The organism is Providencia sp. PROV122, assembly GCF_028482365.1.
In the GTDB taxonomy this organism is placed as follows: Bacteria; Pseudomonadota; Gammaproteobacteria; order Enterobacterales; family Enterobacteriaceae; genus Providencia; species Providencia stuartii.
Map to the genome: position 1 here is coordinate 44824 of NZ_JAMPQI010000002.1, position 21487 is coordinate 66310.

18 protein-coding genes are annotated in these 21487 nt (G+C 42.6%); 13 read left to right on the top strand and 5 right to left on the bottom strand.

What is annotated here, in order from left to right; genetic code table 11:
- Positions 1–10 precede the first annotated feature (10 nt).
- Together PSE69_RS01875 and PSE69_RS01880 are read right to left on the bottom strand one after the other, a co-directional pair.
- Positions 11–1063, bottom strand: a complete 1053-nt coding sequence (locus PSE69_RS01875) for a hypothetical protein (RefSeq protein ID WP_072502538.1) — start codon at positions 1061–1063, stop codon at positions 11–13.
- Positions 1064–1274: 211 nt separating this feature from the next.
- On the bottom strand, positions 1275–2843 hold the full coding sequence (locus PSE69_RS01880; protein WP_004926609.1) for a BCCT family transporter: 1569 nt from the start codon (positions 2841–2843) through the stop codon (positions 1275–1277).
- A gap of 291 nt (positions 2844–3134) precedes the next feature.
- Between PSE69_RS01880 and PSE69_RS01885 the strand changes: the two genes are divergently transcribed.
- The 3 genes from PSE69_RS01885 to PSE69_RS01895 are packed head-to-tail and all read left to right on the top strand — an operon-like array spanning position 3135 to position 6708.
- A complete protein-coding gene (locus PSE69_RS01885; protein WP_014656833.1) occupies positions 3135–4262 on the top strand; it encodes an aromatic ring-hydroxylating oxygenase subunit alpha in 1128 nt (375 codons plus the stop codon).
- 15 nt (positions 4263–4277) lie between these two features.
- Complete coding sequence (locus tag PSE69_RS01890; protein WP_272674918.1) at positions 4278–5726, top strand: NAD-dependent succinate-semialdehyde dehydrogenase; 1449 nt, start codon at positions 4278–4280, stop codon at positions 5724–5726.
- 28 nt (positions 5727–5754) lie between these two features.
- Positions 5755–6708 carry a PDR/VanB family oxidoreductase gene (locus PSE69_RS01895; RefSeq protein ID WP_004926619.1) on the top strand — a complete coding sequence of 318 codons (954 nt, stop codon included), beginning with the start codon at positions 5755–5757 and terminating at the stop codon, positions 6706–6708.
- 32 nt (positions 6709–6740) lie between these two features.
- On the opposite strand, the gene PSE69_RS01900 is transcribed toward PSE69_RS01895, so the two are convergent.
- Together PSE69_RS01900 and PSE69_RS01905 are read right to left on the bottom strand one after the other, a co-directional pair.
- Positions 6741–7640: a helix-turn-helix domain-containing protein gene (locus tag PSE69_RS01900; protein ID WP_004926622.1), complete on the bottom strand. Its 900-nt coding sequence runs from the start codon at positions 7638–7640 to the stop codon at positions 6741–6743.
- Between the two features lie 21 nt (positions 7641–7661).
- Positions 7662–8585: a LysR substrate-binding domain-containing protein gene (locus PSE69_RS01905; RefSeq protein ID WP_121874839.1), complete on the bottom strand. Its 924-nt coding sequence runs from the start codon at positions 8583–8585 to the stop codon at positions 7662–7664.
- Positions 8586–8693: 108 nt separating this feature from the next.
- Between PSE69_RS01905 and PSE69_RS01910 the strand changes: the two genes are divergently transcribed.
- From PSE69_RS01910 to deoD, 10 genes are all read left to right on the top strand, one after another.
- On the top strand, positions 8694–9761 hold the full coding sequence (locus tag PSE69_RS01910; protein WP_004926627.1) for a tartrate dehydrogenase: 1068 nt from the start codon (positions 8694–8696) through the stop codon (positions 9759–9761).
- Positions 9762–10030: 269 nt separating this feature from the next.
- Entirely contained in the window at positions 10031–11620 is a 1590-nt protein-coding gene (gene prfC / locus PSE69_RS01915; RefSeq protein WP_004926630.1) for a peptide chain release factor 3, read from the top strand.
- A 279-nt stretch (positions 11621–11899) separates the two neighbouring features.
- Positions 11900–12310 carry a BON domain-containing protein gene (locus tag PSE69_RS01920; RefSeq protein WP_004926633.1) on the top strand — a complete coding sequence of 137 codons (411 nt, stop codon included), beginning with the start codon at positions 11900–11902 and terminating at the stop codon, positions 12308–12310.
- Positions 12311–12511: 201 nt separating this feature from the next.
- The gene (locus PSE69_RS01925) at positions 12512–13666 is read left to right on the top strand and encodes a patatin-like phospholipase family protein (protein ID WP_014656831.1); all 1155 of its coding nucleotides are present in this window, start codon (positions 12512–12514) and stop codon (positions 13664–13666) included.
- The gene (locus PSE69_RS01930) at positions 13659–14441 is read left to right on the top strand and encodes a TatD family hydrolase (RefSeq protein WP_121874837.1); all 783 of its coding nucleotides are present in this window, start codon (positions 13659–13661) and stop codon (positions 14439–14441) included. Before PSE69_RS01925 ends, PSE69_RS01930 begins: the two co-directional genes overlap by 8 nt.
- A gap of 304 nt (positions 14442–14745) precedes the next feature.
- Complete coding sequence (locus PSE69_RS01935; RefSeq protein ID WP_169342151.1) at positions 14746–16020, top strand: NupC/NupG family nucleoside CNT transporter; 1275 nt, start codon at positions 14746–14748, stop codon at positions 16018–16020.
- A gap of 477 nt (positions 16021–16497) precedes the next feature.
- Complete coding sequence (deoC, locus tag PSE69_RS01940) at positions 16498–17277, top strand: deoxyribose-phosphate aldolase (RefSeq protein ID WP_004926644.1); 780 nt, start codon at positions 16498–16500, stop codon at positions 17275–17277.
- A gap of 53 nt (positions 17278–17330) precedes the next feature.
- A complete protein-coding gene (gene deoA, locus PSE69_RS01945) occupies positions 17331–18653 on the top strand; it encodes a thymidine phosphorylase (RefSeq protein WP_004926646.1) in 1323 nt (440 codons plus the stop codon).
- Positions 18654–18714: 61 nt separating this feature from the next.
- The gene (gene deoB, locus PSE69_RS01950) at positions 18715–19938 is read left to right on the top strand and encodes a phosphopentomutase (protein ID WP_076914510.1); all 1224 of its coding nucleotides are present in this window, start codon (positions 18715–18717) and stop codon (positions 19936–19938) included.
- Positions 19939–20095: 157 nt separating this feature from the next.
- On the top strand, positions 20096–20812 hold the full coding sequence (gene deoD, locus PSE69_RS01955) for a purine-nucleoside phosphorylase (protein ID WP_004926652.1): 717 nt from the start codon (positions 20096–20098) through the stop codon (positions 20810–20812).
- 94 nt (positions 20813–20906) lie between these two features.
- Here deoD and PSE69_RS01960 read toward each other — a convergent pair whose 3' ends face one another.
- The gene (locus PSE69_RS01960; protein ID WP_169342152.1) at positions 20907–21410 is read right to left on the bottom strand and encodes a GNAT family N-acetyltransferase; all 504 of its coding nucleotides are present in this window, start codon (positions 21408–21410) and stop codon (positions 20907–20909) included.
- Positions 21411–21487 lie beyond the last annotated feature (77 nt).

Below are 21487 nucleotides of genomic sequence, written 5' to 3' on the forward strand. Positions count from 1 at the left end.
TTAAGCCATATTAGCCTTTTACAATGAGTGGGTCTTGGCTAACCATATTATATTCAGCATCTTTTCGGTAACCAAAAAGCCGAACCAGTGTACGGCGGTTATCTTTTACAATATCCCGACTATGTAAGCTTAATTTATTATTAATCACTATCATCCTATATGGCTGCAAATCGACGGCATCAAATTCCATATTTTCGGCAATAGAATTAAATTTATTATACGTTTTTTGGACGAATTCTGAAGCCGCGGGATTGAGTGAAAAACGCTCTGAATTATAATTCATATTCAATTTTCCATGCTTATCAAGTTCGAGGATAGAAATACATTTTCCACCGATACTTTTTCCTTCACTGGCTGTTTTCGCTTTACGGAAATCAAAGCTGGCTGTGGTTAAAGCAACGATTTCTTCAGGTGATAATTGGTCAATGATGCGCTTAATGGGGGCTACTTTTGTTGTTTCTGATAAAGGGTTCCACCTTGCAGTGAGTATCAGCGATGACGGTGAAGGGGAGTGCCCATCGATAATGTTAATTGCGGAGTAATAAGGGTCTTCAGTGTGTGGTACGACCGCTTTGCCCGAATGGGAACTGGCATCAGGGGCTTCATTTTGGCGTTTTTCAGCACCACCGCCATTAAAGTTAGCTACAATTCTAATAATATTTCCTAGGTTTTCAGTATCATAAGCAAATGTGGTTTCATTTAATAATGCTAAAATAATTTGCTCTTGTGAGGCCAATTTTAAAATTTCGATATCACTTTCTAATTCTTGGAGGGTCGGTAAGGCGCTTTTATTCGGAAGGTTAATCGGTTCACCATTAACGTCCGTATCCACAAACCCTTCAAAAACTAAATAAGGAATTTTTTCATTCCTATAGTCATCCAGTAGTTTCTTATCTTCATCATTGAATAAGTTGTATAACTGAGTTGCAACCTGCTCTGCTAATTTTTGACTTCCTGATATTTGAGGCCCACCATTTAAAGCGAATTGATAGGACTTTTCCTGTAAAAGCGTGGCGATCTCACTGCTGAGGAAAATGTGATTAATGGTTTTATTGTCTGGCATAATTTTATTATTCCTATAATTCAATTTGTTAGATAACGATTTTTAATGAATAAAAACTAATTCATTAATTAAGGAATAATAAAAAAATATTATTTTTTTTCGATTTCTTAATCTATTAGTGTTTGATCTTATAATCGGATGCTTTTTATTTGACGGCATGAAAAACCACAGTATCCAAACTGTGGTTTTATTCTAATAGGCTTTTAGAGGGTTATTTAGATAGCTTTTCAGATGCAGGTAGAATAGGGGGATTGATCACAACTTGGCTTTTTTTGCGGTACTTCTTTTCTGCTTTTTCTGTGCGGACCTCTTCATTAAGGCCTTTGTATGTCGAATAACACATCAATAGCATTAATATGGAAAGCGGGATAGCAGTGGCAACTAAAGCAGATTGTAAACCGGATAATCCACCTGTGATGATCAATACGATAGCAATAGCCGCGATAACCACTCCCCAAATGGTCTTAGTCGTATGAGTTGGATTTGGGTTACCATTTTCACTGACCATTCCCAATACGAATACGGCTGAGTTTGCTGAAGTAATAAAGAAAACCATCACTAAAACCATGGCCAATACGCATAAGAAGGTGCTTGCAGGGAAATAGTCTAAGAATTTAAAGAAAGCAGAAGTCACATCTGATTTCACCGCTTCTGCAAGTGCTTTTTGTCCCATGTTTTGGATAAGATGGATGGCTGAGCCTCCCATCACGGCAAACCAAGCGAATGAGCCGAACACAGGAATAAAGACAGCGCCAATCATAAACTCTTTAATGGTACGCCCTTTGGAAATACGCGCCACGAAACTCCCTACTAAAGGCGCCCATGCAATCCACCAGCCGAAGTAAAAGAGAGTCCAGTTCGCAATCCAAGCACCATCATTATAGGGTTCAGTACGGAATGACATACTGACAAAGTTTTGTACATAGTCACCAATACCTTGAAAAAGAACTTTAAGGATCGTTTGTGTCGGGCCAGCAAAGAGAATAAAACCCATCAAGGCGAATGCTAATAGCATATTTAAGTTAGATAAATGCTTAATCGCACCTTGTAAACCAGAGATGGTCGACATGATATAAATGATGGTGACCACTGCAATAATCGCAATTTGGATCCAGATACTTACAGGGATCCCCCATAAGTAATTCATGCCACTGTTAACTTGCAGTGTGCCAAAGCCTAGCGAGGTCGCAATACCAATAACGATCGACAATACCACTAATACATCGACCCATTTCCCTATCGAGCCTTTGATACGTTCACCGATCAGTGGGTAAAACACAGAGCTCAGCGATGAAGGTAATTTCTTTCTAAATTGGAAAAAGGCTAATGATACACCGACTAAGGCATAGCAGGCCCAAGCTGAGACCCCCCAATGTAAATAGACATATTGCATGGCGGTTTTTGCTGCTTGTTCGGTATAGCCTGTACCAACTGGAGGGCTGATATAGTAAGAAACAGGCTCGGCAACTCCCCAAAACACGAGGCTAATCCCAATCGATGCACTAAATAACATTCCAACCCATGTTGCGGTACGATATTCGGGGCGATCACTGTCCTCTCCAAGCCGAATATGACCAAACTTTGAAAAACCGAGATACATACAAAAACTAAAAAAGATAAAAACGGCTCCGAGTATAAACCAACCTAAATTGTTATAGATAAAACCCAGAGAGTAATTTGAAAATGCTTCGAGTTTGTCAGGTATAAAGGCGCCTAAGCTGATTAATACCAGACTAAAGGCGAGTGATACGTAAAATACAGATTTCTTATTATTCATCATACCTCTTCTCCAGTTGCTCACTTATTTTTATGTCTTTTAATGAGAGTTGGTTTGCAGGGAATGCTACTTTTGGTTTACAGAGAATATCCATGAAAATATTGCGTGGTCAACAATTAATTAACCTGCAATTAACAAATATATTTCACGATATGTCATTATCTATATGTTTTAAATAGGTAAATTATTATTGTTATAATAATGTTTAATATTTCGTTTGATCATTATTGAGATCTAGATTAACATTCCCAAAAAACATGTTAACTATAAGTTTACATAAGTGAGGCAATAATGATGAGCAATGCAAAAAAAGTCATTTCGATTAATGATCACCTTGATATTGATAATGCGTGGACCATTCCTGCACGCTATTACACGTCAGATGACGTATTTGAGTTCGAAAAAGAAAATATCTTTGCTAACTCTTGGGTTTGTGTTGCTCACAGTAGTGAGGTGAAAGAGAAAAATGCCTATATCACTCGCCAGTTGATTGGCGAAAGCCTTGTTATCGTTAGGGGGCGAGATGATGTTTTGCGGGGCTTTTATAATGTCTGCCCGCATCGAGGCCATCAGTTGATCAGTGGTGAAAGCGGTAAAATGAAAAATGTCATCACTTGCCCTTATCATGCTTGGGCATTCAAATTGGATGGTCAATTGGCACATGCGACAAACTGCGAAAACGTAAATAACTTTGAAGCCGATGCCATGTCATTGAGCAGTTTTCATGTGATTGAGCACGCAGGGTTTATTTATATTAATTTGACAGAAGGCGAGCCTCAACCTATCGAGGAGCAACTGCCTGGATTAGCGGCAAAAATGGAAGAAGCTTGCTCAGTGATCCGTGATCTGAAATTAGCGGCACGCTTTGTCAGCCATACGCCAGCTAACTGGAAGACGATTGTTGATAACTATATCGAATGTTATCACTGTCCAACAAACCATGTCAGTTTTGCTAGCTCGGTCGATGTGAATGTGTATGAGCACCAGTTGAATGAAAACTGGACGGTACAGATTGGTCAAGCCAAACCTTCAGAGTCGTCATATCAATTTGATGAATCAGTAGTCAATCCACGTTTCTTCGGCTTTTGGATTTGGCCTAGCACCATGTTTAATATGCCGCCAGGTGGCGATTTTATGACCGTCATTTATGAGTTTCCGGTTAGTGCGGGAGAAACGTTGCAGCATTACGATATCTATTTCTTAAACGAAGAATTGACGGAGTACCAAAAGAACTTAGTGGAGTGGTATCGGACGGTATTTCGCCCAGAAGATCTACGCCTCGTTGAGAGTGTTCAAAAAGGGTTACGTTCCCGTGGCTATCGAGGGCAAGGGCGGATCATGGCTGATAGGCAACGTAGTGGGATCAGTGAGCATGGCGTCGCACACTTCCATAAGCTGATTGCAACGGCACACACTGAGTGACGGGAGAAATAGCACATGAATAGGTTAAATAACCCAGCGCTATTCCGCCAGTCTTGCTATATCAATGGTCAATGGGTGGATAGTTCGAAGACTATTTCAGTATTGAACCCTGTGGATCAATCGGTGCTGGGTACTGTACCCAGCCTTTCACCAGAGCAGGTGAATGATGCGATTGTGAAGGCACATCATGCGATGGAGGCTTGGCGTCAGTTCACGGCAAAACAACGTGCTACGATTTTACATCGCTGGTTTACATTGATTGAAGCCAATATGGATGACTTAGGTTTGCTGATGACATTAGAGCAGGGCAAACCGTTGAATGAGGCTAAAGGGGAAATTCGTTATGCCGCCTCGTTTATCGAATGGTTTGCAGAGGAAGGCAAGCGAGTTTATGGTGAGACGATCCCGCAAACCGTAGCTAGCAACCGTCTTTTAACCATCAAGCAACCGATTGGTGTGTGTAGTGCCATTACGCCATGGAACTTCCCCGCCGCAATGATCACGCGCAAAGCCGCTCCCGCATTAGCAGCGGGCTGTAGCATGATCATCAAACCCGCCAGTGAAACACCGTTTACGGCTCTCGCACTTGCTGAGTTAGCGCAACAAGCTAGCGTGCCTGCTGGGGTGCTGAACATTGTGACAGGGGAATCTCGTGTTTTAGGGGAATTACTCACACGTCATGAATTGATCAGTAAATTTTCTTTTACTGGCTCTACGCAAGTTGGACGTCAACTGTATGAGCAGTGTGCTTCAACGATCAAAAAAAGCGCTTTAGAGCTTGGGGGAAATGCCCCTTTTATTGTGTTTGATGATGCGGATATTGATAAAGCGGTAAACAGTGCAATACAGGCAAAATTTCGTAATGGTGGGCAAACCTGTGTTTGTGTGAATCGTTTTTATATTCATGAGTCCATCTATGCGCCATTTATCGAGAAATTCACCGCAAAAGTAAGCCAGTTACGTGTTGGAAATGGGTTGGATGAGGGTACTGATATTGGGCCTATGATTACATCTCGAGCCATCGATAATATGAATTTATTAGTTAAAGATGCACTTGCTAAAGGTGCCAAGCAGCTAACGTTGGGGAGTGAAATCACTGAGCAAGGTAATTTTATCAATCCAAAAGTGTTAGTGGATGTGGATGATTCAATGGATATCGTACACGAAGAGATTTTTGGCCCTATCGCGGTACTTATTCGTTTTCGTGATGAAGATGAGGTTATTAAGCGAGCGAATAATACGATTTATGGTTTAGCCGCCTATTTCTTTTCAAAAGATATTGGTCGTGTTTATCGCGTGGCAGAGAAACTGCAAAGCGGCATGGTTGGGATTAATACAGGCCTGATCTCCAATGAAGTTGCTCCATTTGGTGGTGTTAAGCAATCGGGCCTAGGCAAAGAAGGTTCCCGATATGGCATAGAGGACTACCTGACCGTGAAATATCTGTGTATTGACATCGCTTAGCCAGTAATCAGTAAAAGAGGGAATTGTGATGAGCCAACAAAAAATAGCCGTAAATGTTAGCCGCATAGAGCAACTTAGCCCAACCATTAAAATGTTCGAGTTCGTTGCAAAAGAGACCTTGCTTGAACCGTTTAGTGCGGGGAGCCATATTACGGTACACATGAACGAAGAGCTGGGATTACAGCGGGCTTATTCGTTAATTAGCGATCCTAAAGATTGCCATTGTTACCGTATTTCTGTGCTACGCGATGAGAACTCGAAAGGCGGCTCTGCTTATATGCATGAACAGTTAGCGGAAGGGGATTTAGTTTATTTATCGCCTGCTCAAAACTATTTTTCATTGAAACATGACAGTTCTTGTAAGCATATTTTGATTGCGGGAGGGATTGGTATTACCCCGTTCCTCTCATACCTTTATGAATTAGAGCAAACGGGTATGGAGTTCGAGCTTCATTACTGTTTTCGTGATCAAAATACGGCTGCTTTTGTTGAACAGCTTCAAGAGCGATTGGGGGAGCGATTATATCTTTATGATAATGCGAAAGCGCAGCGCCTATCTGTCGAGCAGTTGGTTAAAGCGCAACCCAAAAATAGCCATGTTTATGTGTGTGGCCCTGAATCATTAATTAATGCGGTTATCGAACATGGCAATGCACATTTAGGTGAATCTCAAGTTCATTTTGAAAACTTTGGTGAAGTAGCAAATGAAGGTGAGGCTTTTGAGGTTTATTTCCAACGTTCAGGGTTTAGCTTAAATATCAGCGAAGATGTCTCCATTTTGCAGGCGATCGAAGCAGATAAACGTATTCAAGTTGAATGTTTGTGCCGCAATGGCGTGTGTGGCACTTGTGAAACGGCAATTTTAGAAGGCGAGGCAGATCATCGCGATCACTACCTTGATGATGATGAGCGTGCGGAGCAGAAGACCATGATGTTGTGTGTTTCGCGTGCTAAGACTAAACGGTTAGTGTTAGATTTGTAATGTATGCTAGCCCCGATAATGGGGCTTTTGTGTTATTTAAGCTGAAACATGAGGAATGGCTGCTGCTCATCATTGAGATGATAAGAGGCACTAATTTCACGGTCTTGAAAGTGAATGTGACCGTGACCTTTACTATACACCCCTTCTAACCACGGTTTATGATTGATAGCGAGTTGATAGAGTAAGCGCTGTAATTCCAAATAATCGATATCCGCAGTTTGGCTTTCGAGATTACTGGCAAGTATTTCCCCCGCTTTATCGGTAAACACAACTAAATGGTTAAAGTGAGCAAGTAAGACATCAAAGTAGCACTTAATTTTACGTAGCCGTAGTTCTGTATTTTTACGTTCGGTGTTATCTAGGCTGATCCCCACTAATTTAGTCACTTTACCATTTGGGCCTTTAACACCGGTTGCTCGTGAGGTGATCCATCGGTAGCCATCATCCCACGCAATTTTAAAATCCATTTCGTGGGCGCCACCTTCACGAATGATCTTTGAGTAACCATTCACTAATTTATCTTTCGATTCTTGGTTCATTAAAGCCCAAAAATCATCATTAGTGGTGATTTTGATGCCGTAAACATCTTCAACATTATCCGAATAGTTCAGTTCGCCCGTGAGTAAATCCCATTCCCAAGTAACGATCTCAGTGGACTCTTGAAGATGCACTTCATTGATATTACGAACAATGGCTGGGTGTGAAGCGGTAGAGGCGTGATTGGTGTATTCACCATATTTGAGCCATATTTTATCAACATTCAGTAATTGTGCTAATTTCTCAAGGTTGTTTTCATCAATCATACCGCCTTTTGTCCACTTGTTGACGGCAGTCCGAGAAACACCAAGTGCTTCAGCGGCTTTTAACTGGCTCATTTTTTGTTGTTTCAATAAGGCCAGCAAACGTTGTCCAAATGTTTGCGTGTCTTTCATCGGCTCATGTCCACCTTTTGTTTATTCATCCTGAAATTGATGCGGTAAATGTTTTGATAAGTATTCTGTTAAATTTTCAATAAAAACGCGCAAGTTTGCATTATTGCGGGCGGTGCGTGAATAAACGGCATACACATCAGCAGGTTGGCTCCATTGTGGAAGTACGCGAATTAATTTTCCGCTCTCTAACTCCGGTAGTACACTCCATAATGAACGCAACAAAATACCTTCACCGCCGATACACCACTGTTTAGCGACATCACCATTGTTCACTATGAGCTTACTATTTGGTGCCACCGTCATACTTTCTGTTTGATGTTGTAGTTTCCATTGTGCAGGTGCTTGGTTGCGCTCTTTAATCGTAATGCAAAAATGTTGTTTTTCTAGCTCTTGAGGATGATTAGGGCTGCCATGCTGCTCTAAATAAGCAGGGGAAGCGCAGAGAATGCGTTTATTTTTGGCGATTTGCTTCGCAATGTAATGATCGGGGATTGTGCCACCAATATAAATATCGAGATCAATGTTTTCGCTGATAATATCAATGGAACGATCGGTTAAAGTAAGGTCGATCCCTAAGAGTGGATAGTTAGCACGTAATGCTAGGATAAAGGGGTTGAGATAGGCGCTACCAAAGCCTGTGCTGCAACTGACCCTTAACTCACCACGGATCTCCTCTCGACAGGCGTTTAACGCATTGTGCATATTGTCGAGTTCGTGTAATAGCCGCTCACCACTGCTCAGAACAATGCGTCCTTCATGAGTTAAATTAATTGAGCGGGATGCTCGCAGAAATAGCGTCTGTCCGAGATTTTCTTCAAGTAATTTTATGCGTTTGGAGACATAGGCGGGTGAAACAAGCAGTTGCTCCGCGGCTCGTGAAAAACTCATTAAGCGAGCAACAGTGACAAATACTCTAATGTCTTCCAATGCGGGTAGCTTGTTCATAGTTTGTAAACCCAAAGATTACACTTCGACGCTATACTTTATCACAGCAACCCATAAACTGGAGATCTTACTTACTCATAAAATTTATTGTTGTGGGAGTGCCGTGACATGTCACAATTTAATATCGCAGTCATTCCAGGTGATGGTATTGGAACAGAAGTTATACCTGAGGGATTAAAAGTCTTAGAGGCCGCAGCAAGTCAACATCAGGTAAAGCTTAACTTTACCCATTTTGATTGGTCCTGTGAAACTTACCATCGTACAGGACGCATGATGCCTGAAGATGGTTTAGAACAGTTAAAAAAATTTGATGCCATTTTCCTTGGCGCAGTCGGGTTCCCTGGTGTGCCTGACCATATTTCACTTTGGGGGCTGTTGTTACCCATCCGCCGTGCTTTCAACCAATATGTTAATTTGCGTCCGGTACGCCTATTTGAAGGGATCAAATCCCCTTTAGCCGATAAAAAACCCGGTGATATTGATTTCTATGTGGTACGTGAAAACGTAGAAGGGGAGTATTCGGCTATTGGCGGCATTCAGTATGAAGGTACTGAAGATGAAGTGGTGTCTCAGCAAAGTATTTTTACCCGTAAAGGTACGGATCGGATATTAAAATATGCGTTCGAATTGGCACAATCACGGGAGAAAAAACATTTAAGTTCGGCAACGAAATCAAATGGCCTTTTTCACTCAATGCCTTATTGGGATAGCCGTTTTGCGGCAATGGCAAAACACTACCCTGATGTGAAAGTGGATCAATTCCATATTGATATTTTCGCCGCCAACTTGGTCAGAATGCCTGAATTTTATGATGTGATTGTAGGCTCCAATTTGTTTGGTGATATTTTGTCGGATTTAGGCCCTGCCTGTACCGGAACCATTGCCATTGCACCTTCTGCGAATATTAATCCTGAAAAACAGTTCCCATCTATGTTTGAGCCAGTACATGGTTCAGCGCCTGATATTGCGGGGCAAAATATTGCTAACCCAATCGGCACTATTTGGGCGGCCGCAATGATGATGCAGCATCTCGGCTGCCCAGCAATGCATGATACTATTATGGATGCGGTTGAAACGGTGATCAAAGAGCGCCATCACTTAACTCGCGATATGGGCGGAAATGCAAGTACACAGCAACTTGGGCAAGCCATTGCTGATCTGATTTTAGCCAAATAGTCACTCTTTTTGGGGAGCCTACTGAGGCTCCTTGATGGCTTTGGCGTGTCGTCCGTTCTGTTTTAATTAGTTTAATGGCAGTAACAAAAGAGTCTCTTTCTCGGTAACAATCGCTATCAATTAAGTGACCTTTGATTGTTTATGACCCTAAGATCTGAGAAAATAGCCGCCAATTTCGATTAACAAGACGGATTTGCTGAGCTAAGAGCCACCTATTGCCTCTCCTAATGCATGTACAAATCTGTATTCAAACAAAAAAGAACGGTTAAATGGCAGATCAGAATTTTCTACATGAAGTCAACGCGCGCAGGACGTTTGCGATCATCTCTCACCCTGACGCAGGTAAAACCACCATTACTGAAAAAGTATTGCTATTTGGGCAAGCGATTCAGCGTGCGGGAACGGTAAAAGGCCGCGGTTCAAATCAACACGCAAAATCAGACTGGATGGAGATGGAAAAGCAACGTGGTATCTCAATTACCACATCGGTGATGCAATTCCCTTATCATGATTGTTTAGTTAATTTGTTGGATACCCCGGGGCACGAAGACTTCTCTGAAGATACTTATCGTACTTTAACGGCGGTTGACTGCTGCTTGATGGTCATCGACTCCGGTAAAGGGGTTGAGGATAGAACTCGCAAATTGATGGAAGTCACTCGCTTGCGTGATACGCCGATTTTGACTTTTATGAATAAACTTGACCGTGATATTCGTGACCCAATGGAGTTAATGGACGAAGTTGAAAATGAGCTGAATATCGCATGTTGCCCAATTACGTGGCCCATTGGTTGCGGTAAGTTGTTCAAAGGGGTTTATCACTTATTACGTGATGAAACGATCCTTTATCAAACAGGCCAAGGTCATACAATCCAAGAAGTCCGTATTATTAAAGGGTTAGATAACCCTGATTTAGATAAAGAAGTCGGTGACGAATTAGCGGCTCAGCTACGTGATGAGTTGGAGTTGGTAAAAGGGGCCTCTCATGAGTTCGATCATGATGCTTTCCTTGAAGGCGAATTGACTCCGGTTTTCTTTGGTACTGCACTTGGTAACTTTGGTGTGGATCATATGTTAGATGGTTTAGTCCAGTGGGCGCCATCGCCTCAGCCTCGTCAAACTGATGTGCGTGAAGTTGAAGCTACAGAAGAGAAATTTACCGGTTTCGTCTTCAAAATTCAGGCGAATATGGATCCAAAACACCGTGACCGTGTTGCTTTCATGCGTATTGTTTCAGGAACTTATGAAAAAGGTATGAAGCTGCGTCAGGTGCGTACGAAAAAAGATGTCGTCATCTCTGATGCGCTGACCTTTATGGCAGGTGATCGCTCTCATGTCGAAAATGCGTATGCGGGTGACATTATTGGTTTACATAACCACGGTACGATCCAAATTGGTGATACCTTCACACAAGGGGAAGATCTGAAATTTACGGGGATCCCTAACTTTGCACCTGAGCTGTTCCGTCGTATTCGTTTGCGCGACCCATTAAAGCAAAAACAATTGCTTAAAGGGTTGGTTCAGTTGTCAGAAGAAGGGGCTGTACAGGTTTTCCGTCCACTGACCAATAATGATTTGATTGTTGGTGCTGTGGGGGTGTTGCAGTTTGATGTCGTTGTATCTCGTTTGAAGAGTGAATATAACGTTGAAGCCATTTATGAAGCGGTTAACGTATCAACGGCACGTTGGGTTGAGTGTGATGACGCGAAGAAATTCGAAGAATTTAAGCGTAAGAACGAGCAGAACCTAGCACTTGATGGCGGCGATAATCTTTCTTATATCGCTCCAACCATGGTTAACCTAAACTTGACCAGTGAGCGTTATCCGGAAGTCAAATTCCGTAAAACCCGCGAACACTAATTTTATTTTCAGGCTAAGCCCACTACAGAAAGGCCTTTTTTGTAGTGGGTTTTCCCAAATTAACCATCCATTTTCGAATACTCTCCTGTTTTTTTATCTAAATATTGCAGATTACTCTGTCTTTTGCGTTTGAATACTTTATTTCAAGGGGCTTTTCCCATAGTCTATAGTTATCAATTGAAATAGCGACAGCGCTTAGGCATATGGCGTATGACGTCGATTATGGCGATACAGTGGGTATTTCAATACTTAAAACAGTAGTTGATAAGGAAGGTACCGATGAAACATTCAGCACTTTTACGTTCTTTAATTGTTATTGGGTTAAGTGGGACCTTATTTGCGTGTAGCTCATCGGCAAACTCCCCATTGAAAGAGCAAGCTGCTGAAACTTGGGATAGCGCAGTTAAAACAGCAGATATTGCAGGGAAAGATACCAGCGAAGCGATATCCAGTGGCGCGAAAAGTGTCGATAACTATATGGACGATTCCTCCATCACTGCTAAGGTCAAAAGTAAGCTGCTAACAACCAGTGGTATCGACAGTAATTCGATTTCGGTGAAGACAGTTAACGGCGTTGTTTACCTCTCTGGGTTTGTGAAATCGAATAACCAAGTCGATAAAATTGTTCAGGTTGTCTCGATGGTTGAAGGTGTAAAATCAGTACAAAATGGTTTAGTTGTGGCGAATTAATCGATAACGGCCAGCACAATAGCTCAAGTCAGCACATATTGGGTGAGTTGAGCGACTAAAATAATTTGCTCAAAGTTAAAAACTGAACCTCACTGAGAGGTTCAGTTTTTACATTGTTGATTCGTGACAATTTACTTTATGGGGCTGTGTTTATACATAGGCATCCTATCGCTATGTGTAGAAGGTTGTCAGGGGACGAAGATGGGAAAACATGTATCAGTAACACTTGGCAGTATTGAGCCTTTGGCTTTTTATGATGAGCTAAATAAAGGAAAAACAGCGCTTATCTGTGAAGGTGGAGGGCAACGCGGTATTTTTACGGCCGGTGTTTTGGATGAGTTTTTAAAAACAGGCTTTAACCCCTTTGATATCATGATTGGCACATCGGCGGGAGCACAAAATCTCTCTGCTTATATCTGTGGTCAATATGGCTATGCTAGGCGAGTGATCACGCGTTATACGACAAGCCCACTCTTTTTCAACCCACTGCGTTTTATTCGAGGGGGGCATTTAATCGATTTAGATTGGTTAGTGGAAAGCACCTCGAAAGAGTTTCCTCTGCATATTTCCTCTGGCATTGAGTTAATGGAGGCGGGGCGTGAGTTTTATATGGGGGCAAGCCGTAGCGATGATTTTGAAGCCGAATTTTTAAAGCCTAATGCGGATACATGGCTCGATATCATTCGGGCATCCAGTGCGATCCCCGGTTTTTATCGCATGGGGGTTGAGTTTGAAGGGACTTTGTATCACGATGGTGGGATCAGTGCGGCGATACCGGTTGAAGAGGCATATCGTCAGGGCGCTGACACGATTGTCGTCATCCGTACGGTGCCTTCACAAATGTACTTTACCCCTGAATGGGTCAAGAGAATGACTCGCTGGCTAGAAGGTGAAAAGTATGGTCTACAACGAATGGCAACCATGCTAAAAGTTCATCTGAAAAGTTATCGTCGTACTCAAGAGTTTATTGAAAATCCACCGGGTGATTTACAGATTTTTGAAATTTATCCACCGACACCGTTAAAAAGTAGTGCATTAGGAAGCCGCTTATCAGCACTTAATCAGGATTATCATGTCGGTCGTCGTTGTGGGCGCTATTTTATTGCCGCATTGGGTCACTGCTTTACAATGAATAATGATGCCGTCAATCGCTTTAGTTTTGAAAGTGCAGCCCATGAAGAGATGCAGATCCTCCAAGATTATGAAGAGGCGATATCTGATGCGCAGCATGATGGTGAATTAGTCGCTCAACGTAAAGCGAAAAAAGCGACCGATACAGCACAAGCCATTATGACGGGCGCAATTGTGGCAGCCAATGAGGAGCCGGCGCAACAGATCAACGAGAAAAATGACTAACCGATTTATTGATACACATTGCCATTTTGATTTCCCACCTTTTATTGGTGATATCAATAAAAGCCTAGAGGCTGCTCAAGCGGCAGGGGTCACTGATATTATTATTCCTACTGTCAGTGCCGATAATTTTGAGCGTGTTTGGGGGTTAGCACATGATCATCAACAACTGCATGCCGCTATCGGCTTGCACCCTTTGTATTTAAATGTTTTTCAAGAACACCACTTGGAAACATTGGCTGAATATCTCCATCAACATAGCCCAAAATGTGTTGCAGTAGGGGAAATCGGTCTTGATCTCTATATGCAAGAGCCGTTGTTTGATTTACAACAACGTGTCTTGATTGCACAGCTAAAATTGGCGAAGCAATATGATCGACCTGTTATTTTACATTCGCGAAAAAGCCATGACCAATTAGCGGCAATATTGCGCCGTTATCCTGTTCCTGCATGTGGGGTTATTCACGGGTTTGCGGGGAGCTTATCTCAGGCTCAAGCCTTTATTAAATTGGGTTATTCGATTGGAGTAGGGGGCACCATCACCTACGAACGAGCTAATAAAACTCGCCAAGCGATAGCTCAGTTACCTCTTACTTCACTGGTGTTTGAAACGGATGCACCAGATATGCCTGTCTCTGGTTTTCAAGGCGAACCCAATCGCCCTGAGCGCATTCAATGGATTTTTCAGTCGTTATGTGAACTACGCCACGAAAGTCCAGATGAAATTGCGCAGCAACTTTACATAAATAGCCTATCATTATTTAATCTGCTCAAATAAAGGCCATCAAAATTCACTTAAGTGAACAGTTGGTTTATATTCCTCCATCGGCATATCTCGTTCGATTTTTCACCTATTTTTTGTGTTCTACGATGCTTTCCAGACTAAACTGATAATTAAATGTGATTTTGGTCACAAGAACTGAATTTTTGTTACTTTTTACACTGCGTATTTGTGACGTAGGTTGCGGGTTCTTGGAAGGGACTAGGTATAATCATCGCACAAAGAGTCAAGGGAACTTATGGGTTCTCTTTCTACATCAATCTAGCATTAAGTGAACAGGGATACTTCCATGCAACTCATTATGAGTCTGGTTGGGATGGCAGTACTGATTGGTATTGCCGTACTATTTTCCAGCAATCGTCGAGCGATTAAACTCCGTACCGTTGGCGGGGCTTTCCTTATCCAAATCGTTATCGGTGCATTCGTGCTTTATGTACCAGCAGGTCGTAGCGTATTACAAGGGATGTCTGATGGCGTTTCTAAAGTCATCAGTTATGGCCAAGATGGGATGAACTTTATTTTTGGCGGCCTTGTTTCTGACAAAATGTTTGAACTATTCGGCGGCGGCGGGTTTATTTTCGCACTACGTGTACTGCCAATTATTGTCTTCTTCTCTTCTTTAATTGCCGTTCTTTACTACCTTGGCATTATGCAGCTGGTTATCAAGATTCTTGGTGGTGGCCTGCAAAAAGTACTTGGCACATCAAGGACGGAGTCTCTATCTGCAACAGCGAATATCTTTGTTGGGCAAACGGAAGCACCATTAGTTGTACGTCCTTATATCTCTACCATGACCAACTCTGAGTTATTCGCGGTAATGTGTGGTGGTTTGGCCTCTGTTGCTGGGTCTGTACTGGCAGGCTATGCTCAAATGGGTGTTCCAATGGAATACTTGATTGCAGCATCATTCATGGCGGCGCCAGGTGGATTACTGTTTGCTAAACTCTTAGTGCCAGAAACGGAAAAAGCGTATGATAATGTCAATGCGACAGAGCTGATTGCTGAAGATGAGCGCCCTGCAAATATTATCGATGCAGCCGCTTCAGGTGCTGCTTCCGGTATGCAATTGGCCTTGAACGTAGGTGCGATGTTACTGGCATTTATCGCTTTAATCGCCCTAATTAACGGTATCTTAGGTGGTATTGGTGGCTGGTTCGATTACCCTGAACTGTCTCTTGAATTAATTCTAGGTTGGTTGTTTGCTCCGATTGCTTATTTGATCGGTGTGCCATGGAGTGAAGCAACAATTGCAGGTTCATTTATTGGACAGAAAATTGTTGTCAACGAATTCGTGGCCTTTATGAACTTTGGTGAATACATGAAAGCCGATGCGGATGTACTTGCAGCCGGTAAGCAAGTTCTGTCTGATCACACTAAAGCCATTATTTCATTTGCACTGTGTGGGTTCGCTAACCTATCTTCTGTGGCTATCTTACTTGGGGGGCTTGGGGGCATGGCGCCAAACCGTCGTGGTGATGTGGCACGCTTAGGTATGAAAGCGGTTCTCGCGGGTACACTCTCTAACTTAATGAGTGCAACAATTGCTGGTTTCTTCCTAACACTCGCAATTATATAACCTCAAATCTTTGAGAAAGGGCAAATGCCCTTTCTCTTTCATTATTATTTCATTATTTTCAGCTATATTCTTTCTTACTTTTTATTTCATCCTTCTATTTTTGAACTACGCTTAATCAAGTGTATTTATGGCGTGAAGTGACAAAAAAAGTCATAAAAAGCCATTTGAGAGAATAAAATTGAGACTAATTAGCGTATAATTGAGACATTGTTCACAAATATGTATTTAACAATGTAACTTTCAGGCAATTAATGTGATTTGTGGCACATAAAATAGCCGAGTTCCATGGTCAAATAGGTATAAATTAGCTGCTATGGACTGCTAGTTCTCAGAGTGCATACACTCTAGGGCATTGTGCGGTGAGAAGGAATTCAGCTGCTACATTCGGGTTTTCGAGTAGCATCTTTAAGGAACCAAGCCCGCTCGCCAACAAAGAACGTGTTGTTCTGACAGAATTCACAAAGTTGGAGAGTTTTTATGACTGATTTAACTGTAGCTGCGCAACGCGCACTAAATCTAATGGATTTAACCACCCTGAATGATGACGATACTGATGAGAAAGTGATTGCACTGTGTCATCAAGCGAAAAGTCCTGCGGGGCAAACGGCTGCCATCTGTATCTACCCTCGTTTCATCCCTGTTGCCCGTAAAGCACTACGTGAGCAAGGTACGCCAGAAGTGCGTATTGCAACAGTGACTAACTTCCCTCACGGTAATGACGATATTGATATTGCACTGGCTGAAACGCGTGCGGCTATCGCTTATGGTGCAGATGAGGTTGACGTGGTTTTCCCGTATCGTGCATTAATGGCTGGGAACGAAAAAATTGGTTTTGATTTAGTGAAAGCCTGTAAAGAGGCTTGCGCTGCTGCAAATGTACTTTTGAAAGTCATTATTGAAACGGGTGAGCTAAAAGATCCGGCTCTGATCCGTAAGGCTTCTGAAATTTCAATTAAAGCAGGAGCAGATTTCATTAAAACATCAACAGGTAAAGTACCTGTTAACGCCACCCTTGAAAGTGCTGAGATCATGATGCAAGTGATCCATGATATGGGCGTAGCAAAAACGGTGGGTTTTAAACCGGCTGGTGGTGTGCGTACCGCTGAAGAAGCTGCTCAATACTTAGCATTAGCAGATAGAATTTTAGGTAAAGATTGGGTTGATGCTCGCCATTTCCGTTTTGGTGCATCAAGCCTGTTAGCTAATTTGCTGAATACGCTTGGTTTTGAAACTAAAAAATCAAGCAGTAGTTATTAATTAGACCGCGCTTAAGCGATTACCTAGATTCTGTTTGAATTAAGGAGCATACCGTGTTTCTGGCACAAGAAATTATCCGTAAAAAACGTGATGGCAAACCACTGAGCGAAGAAGAAATTCGTTTCTTCATTAATGGTGTACGCGATAATTCAGTTTCTGAAGGTCAAATAGCCGCTTTGGCAATGACCATCTATTTTAATGATATGACCATGGCTGAGCGTGTTGCCCTGACGTTAGCAATGCGTGATTCAGGCACCGTTTTAAATTGGAAATCATTAAACTTAAATGGCCCACTCGTCGATAAACACTCTACGGGTGGCGTTGGTGATGTCACCTCATTGATGTTAGGTCCAATGGTAGCGGCATGTGGCGGCTATGTTCCGATGATTTCGGGGCGTGGTTTAGGCCATACCGGTGGCACACTGGATAAGCTTGAAGCGATCCCTAATTTCGATATTTTCCCTAATGATGAGCGTTTTCGTGACATTATTCGTGACGTTGGTGTTGCAATTATTGGGCAGACGAGTTCACTCGCACCTGCGGATAAACGCTTTTACGCAACACGTGATATCACTGCAACGGTTGACTCTATTCCACTGATTACCGCCTCTATTTTAGGTAAAAAATTGGCAGAGGGCCTTGATGCTCTAGTCATGGATGTTAAGGTGGGTTCAGGTGCATTTATGCCAACCTACGAAAAATCAGAGCAACTGGCCGAGTCCATTGTTAAAGTCGCTAATGGTGCGGGGTGTAAAACAACCGCACTGTTAACCGACATGAATGAAGTACTCGCTTCTAGTGCCGGTAATGCGGTTGAAGTACGCGAAGCCGTTCAGTTCTTAACGGGCGAATACCGTAACCCTCGTTTGTATGAAGTGACGATGGCGCTGTGTGTTGAAATGCTGGTGTCTGGTTCATTGGCGGCAAATAGAGAAGAAGCTCGCCAAAAATTACAAGCAGTCTTAGATAACGGTAAGGCAGCGGAAGTCTTTGGTCGTATGGTTGCGGCTCAAAAAGGCCCAAGTGACTTTGTTGAAAACTACAACAAATATTTGCCTACTGCTGTACTGAGCAAAGCGGTGTATGCAGAGAAAGCGGGTATAATTACCGCGATGGATACACGTGCGCTCGGCATGTCTGTTGTGACATTAGGTGGTGGTCGTCGTAAGGCAACGGATCCGATTGATTATAGTGTTGGTTTGAGCGATATCGCCGCGTTAGGTACTTCGGTTGATAATCAAACTCCACTAGCAATTATTCATGCTAATAGCGAGAAATCGTGGGAAGAAGCGGCAAAAGAGGTGCGTGCGGCCATGGTTATTGGTGATCAAAAACCAGAAACGACGCCAATGGTTTATCGCCAAATTAGTGAATAATTGACAAACAGTTTTATCAGTGGCACTTCCTAATTAGGAAAGATGACGCAGGAGAGAAGTTATGAAACGTACATTTATTATGGTGTTGGATTCTTTTGGGATTGGTGCAGCCGGTGATGCGCACAAATTTAATGATGAAGGTTCAAACACATTAGGTCATATTGCAGAGGCCTGTGCACGTGGTGATGCAGACAAAGGTCGTCAAGGACCACTGCATTTACCTAACTTAACCAAATTGGGTTTAGGTAAAGCGGCTGAAGCATCTTGCGGTAAATTCCCTGCTGGCCTTGATCCCAATTCAGAAATTATCGGTGCTTATGCTTACGCGAGCGAAATTTCGTCTGGTAAAGATACACCATCAGGCCACTGGGAAATTGCGGGTGTGCCTGTGCTCTTTGATTGGGGGTATTTCGCGGATGAAGAAAATAGCTTCCCACAAGAGCTGTTAGATATCATTGTTAAACGTGCTAATTTGCCGGGTTACTTAGGTAACTGCCACTCTTCAGGTACGGTTATTTTGGATAAACTGGGTGAAGAACACATGAAAACGGGTAAACCGATTTTCTACACCTCTGCTGACTCCGTATTCCAAATCGCCTGCCATGAAGAGACTTATGGCTTAGACAAACTGTATGAGCTATGTGAAATCGCTCGTGAAGAGTTGACAAACGGCGGCTATAACATTGGTCGTGTTATCGCACGTCCATTTATTGGCGATAAAGCTGGTAGCTTTGAGCGTACCGGTAACCGTCATGACTTAGCCGTTGAGCCACCATCACCAACGATTCTGCAAAAATTAGTTGAAGAAAAACAAGGTGAAGTGGTTTCTATCGGTAAAATTGCGGATATCTACGCACATGTAGGTATCACTAAGAAAGTCAAAGCAACAGGGATTGATGCGCTGTTCGACGCAACTGTGAAAGAAATGAAACTGGCTGGTGATAAGACTATTGTATTTACTAACTTTGTTGATTTCGACTCCGCTTATGGTCACCGCCGTGACGTACCGGGCTATGCAGCAGCGTTAGAACTCTTTGACCGCCGTTTACCGGAACTGATGGAACTGGTCAAAGAAGATGATATTTTGATCTTAACCGCAGACCATGGTTGTGACCCAACTTGGCATGGTACTGACCATACCCGTGAGCACATTCCTGTTCTGATTTATGGTCCGAAAGTCAAACCAGGCTTTTTAGGTCATCGCGAAACATTCGCGGATATCGGTCAGACAGTCGCTAAATATTTCGATCTATCACCGATGGAATACGGCAAGCCAATGCTGTAATTGGTTAACATAAAAATTAAATAAGGCAGGAAACTGCCTTATTTATTGTTGATAGTATTGGGTCATTTGCCGTAGACAGCGAGTATTATCAGTCGCTACTATTATCAGGTAATGATGTTAAACCCTTTAATTTAATGATTTATAAGGAATAATAATAATGGCAACTCCTCATATTAATGCAGAAATGGGTGATTTTGCTGACGTCGTATTGATGCCAGGTGACCCGCTGCGTGCAAAATATATCGCTGAAACTTTCCTCGAAGACGTGCGTCAGGTGAATAATGTTCGCGGTATGCTAGGTTTCACTGGTACTTATAAAGGTCGTAAGATCTCCGTGATGGGTCACGGTATGGGTATCCCTTCTTGCTCTATCTATGCAAAAGAGTTGATCACTGATTTTGGTGTAAAAGTGATTATTCGTGTGGGTTCATGCGGTGCGGTAATGGATGATGTGAAACTGCGCGATGTTGTGATCGGCATGGGGGCATGTACTGATTCGAAAGTAAACCGTCAACGTTTTAAAGATCACGATTTCGCGGCAATTGCTGACTATGAACTTGTTCATAATGCGGTAGAAGCTGCGAAGGCAAAAAATGTTAATGTTCGTGTCGGTAACTTATTCTCTGCTGACCTGTTCTATTCTCCTGATCCAGACATGTTCAAAGTCATGGAAAAATACGGCATTCTGGGTGTTGAGATGGAAGCTGCGGGTATTTATGGTGTGGCTGCGGAGTTCGGTGCTCGTGCGCTGACCATTTGTACTGTTTCTGACCATATTAAAACAGGTGAGCAAACAACCTCAGCGGAGCGCCAAACAACGTTCAACGAAATGATTGAAATCGCATTGGATTCAGTGCTATTAGGCGATAAATAATCATTAAATGATTTTTAATTGAGTAATGCCACGTACATCACGTGGCATTTTTATTTGGGGAAAAATGAAGCTCATGGCACCCAAGTGGGTTTGATTACCCTCGATTTTTATTAATCCTACTCATCATAATCGCATCGACATATTGGCCATCGCGGAAAGCGTAATCACGCATCACACCTTCTTGTTCAAAACCAAACTTTTTATAGAGCCCCAAGCCATTGTCATTAGTGGCATACACTTCTAATTCAATACGGCGGATGTTTAACCAGTTATCACAGTAGTCGACCATCACTTGCATAAGCTTCGAACCAATACCTTTTCCTTGGTGCATTTGACTGACCGTAATGCCAAAACTCGCGGCATGTTTACGCCGTTGTTGACTTGGTTGATGGAGAGTGAGGATCCCAACGACAGTATTATCAAGAGTAGCAACAAAATGCGTGACGAGAGGATCATTGGTAGCTAGACGCGCCTCCCAAGTTTCTGTCGATGGGTAGGGTAGCTGTAATGTATTAGCGTATGCCGAATAATCAATATGCATTTGAGTGACGGCGGGAATATCGTCTAAGGTTGCTCTACGGATAACGATGTCGTTCATCATGCTATTTCTCTTTTTTATTTGAAAACACGATCATTAATCATATAAGCCTAGTGAACGTCAAATAATTAAATGAT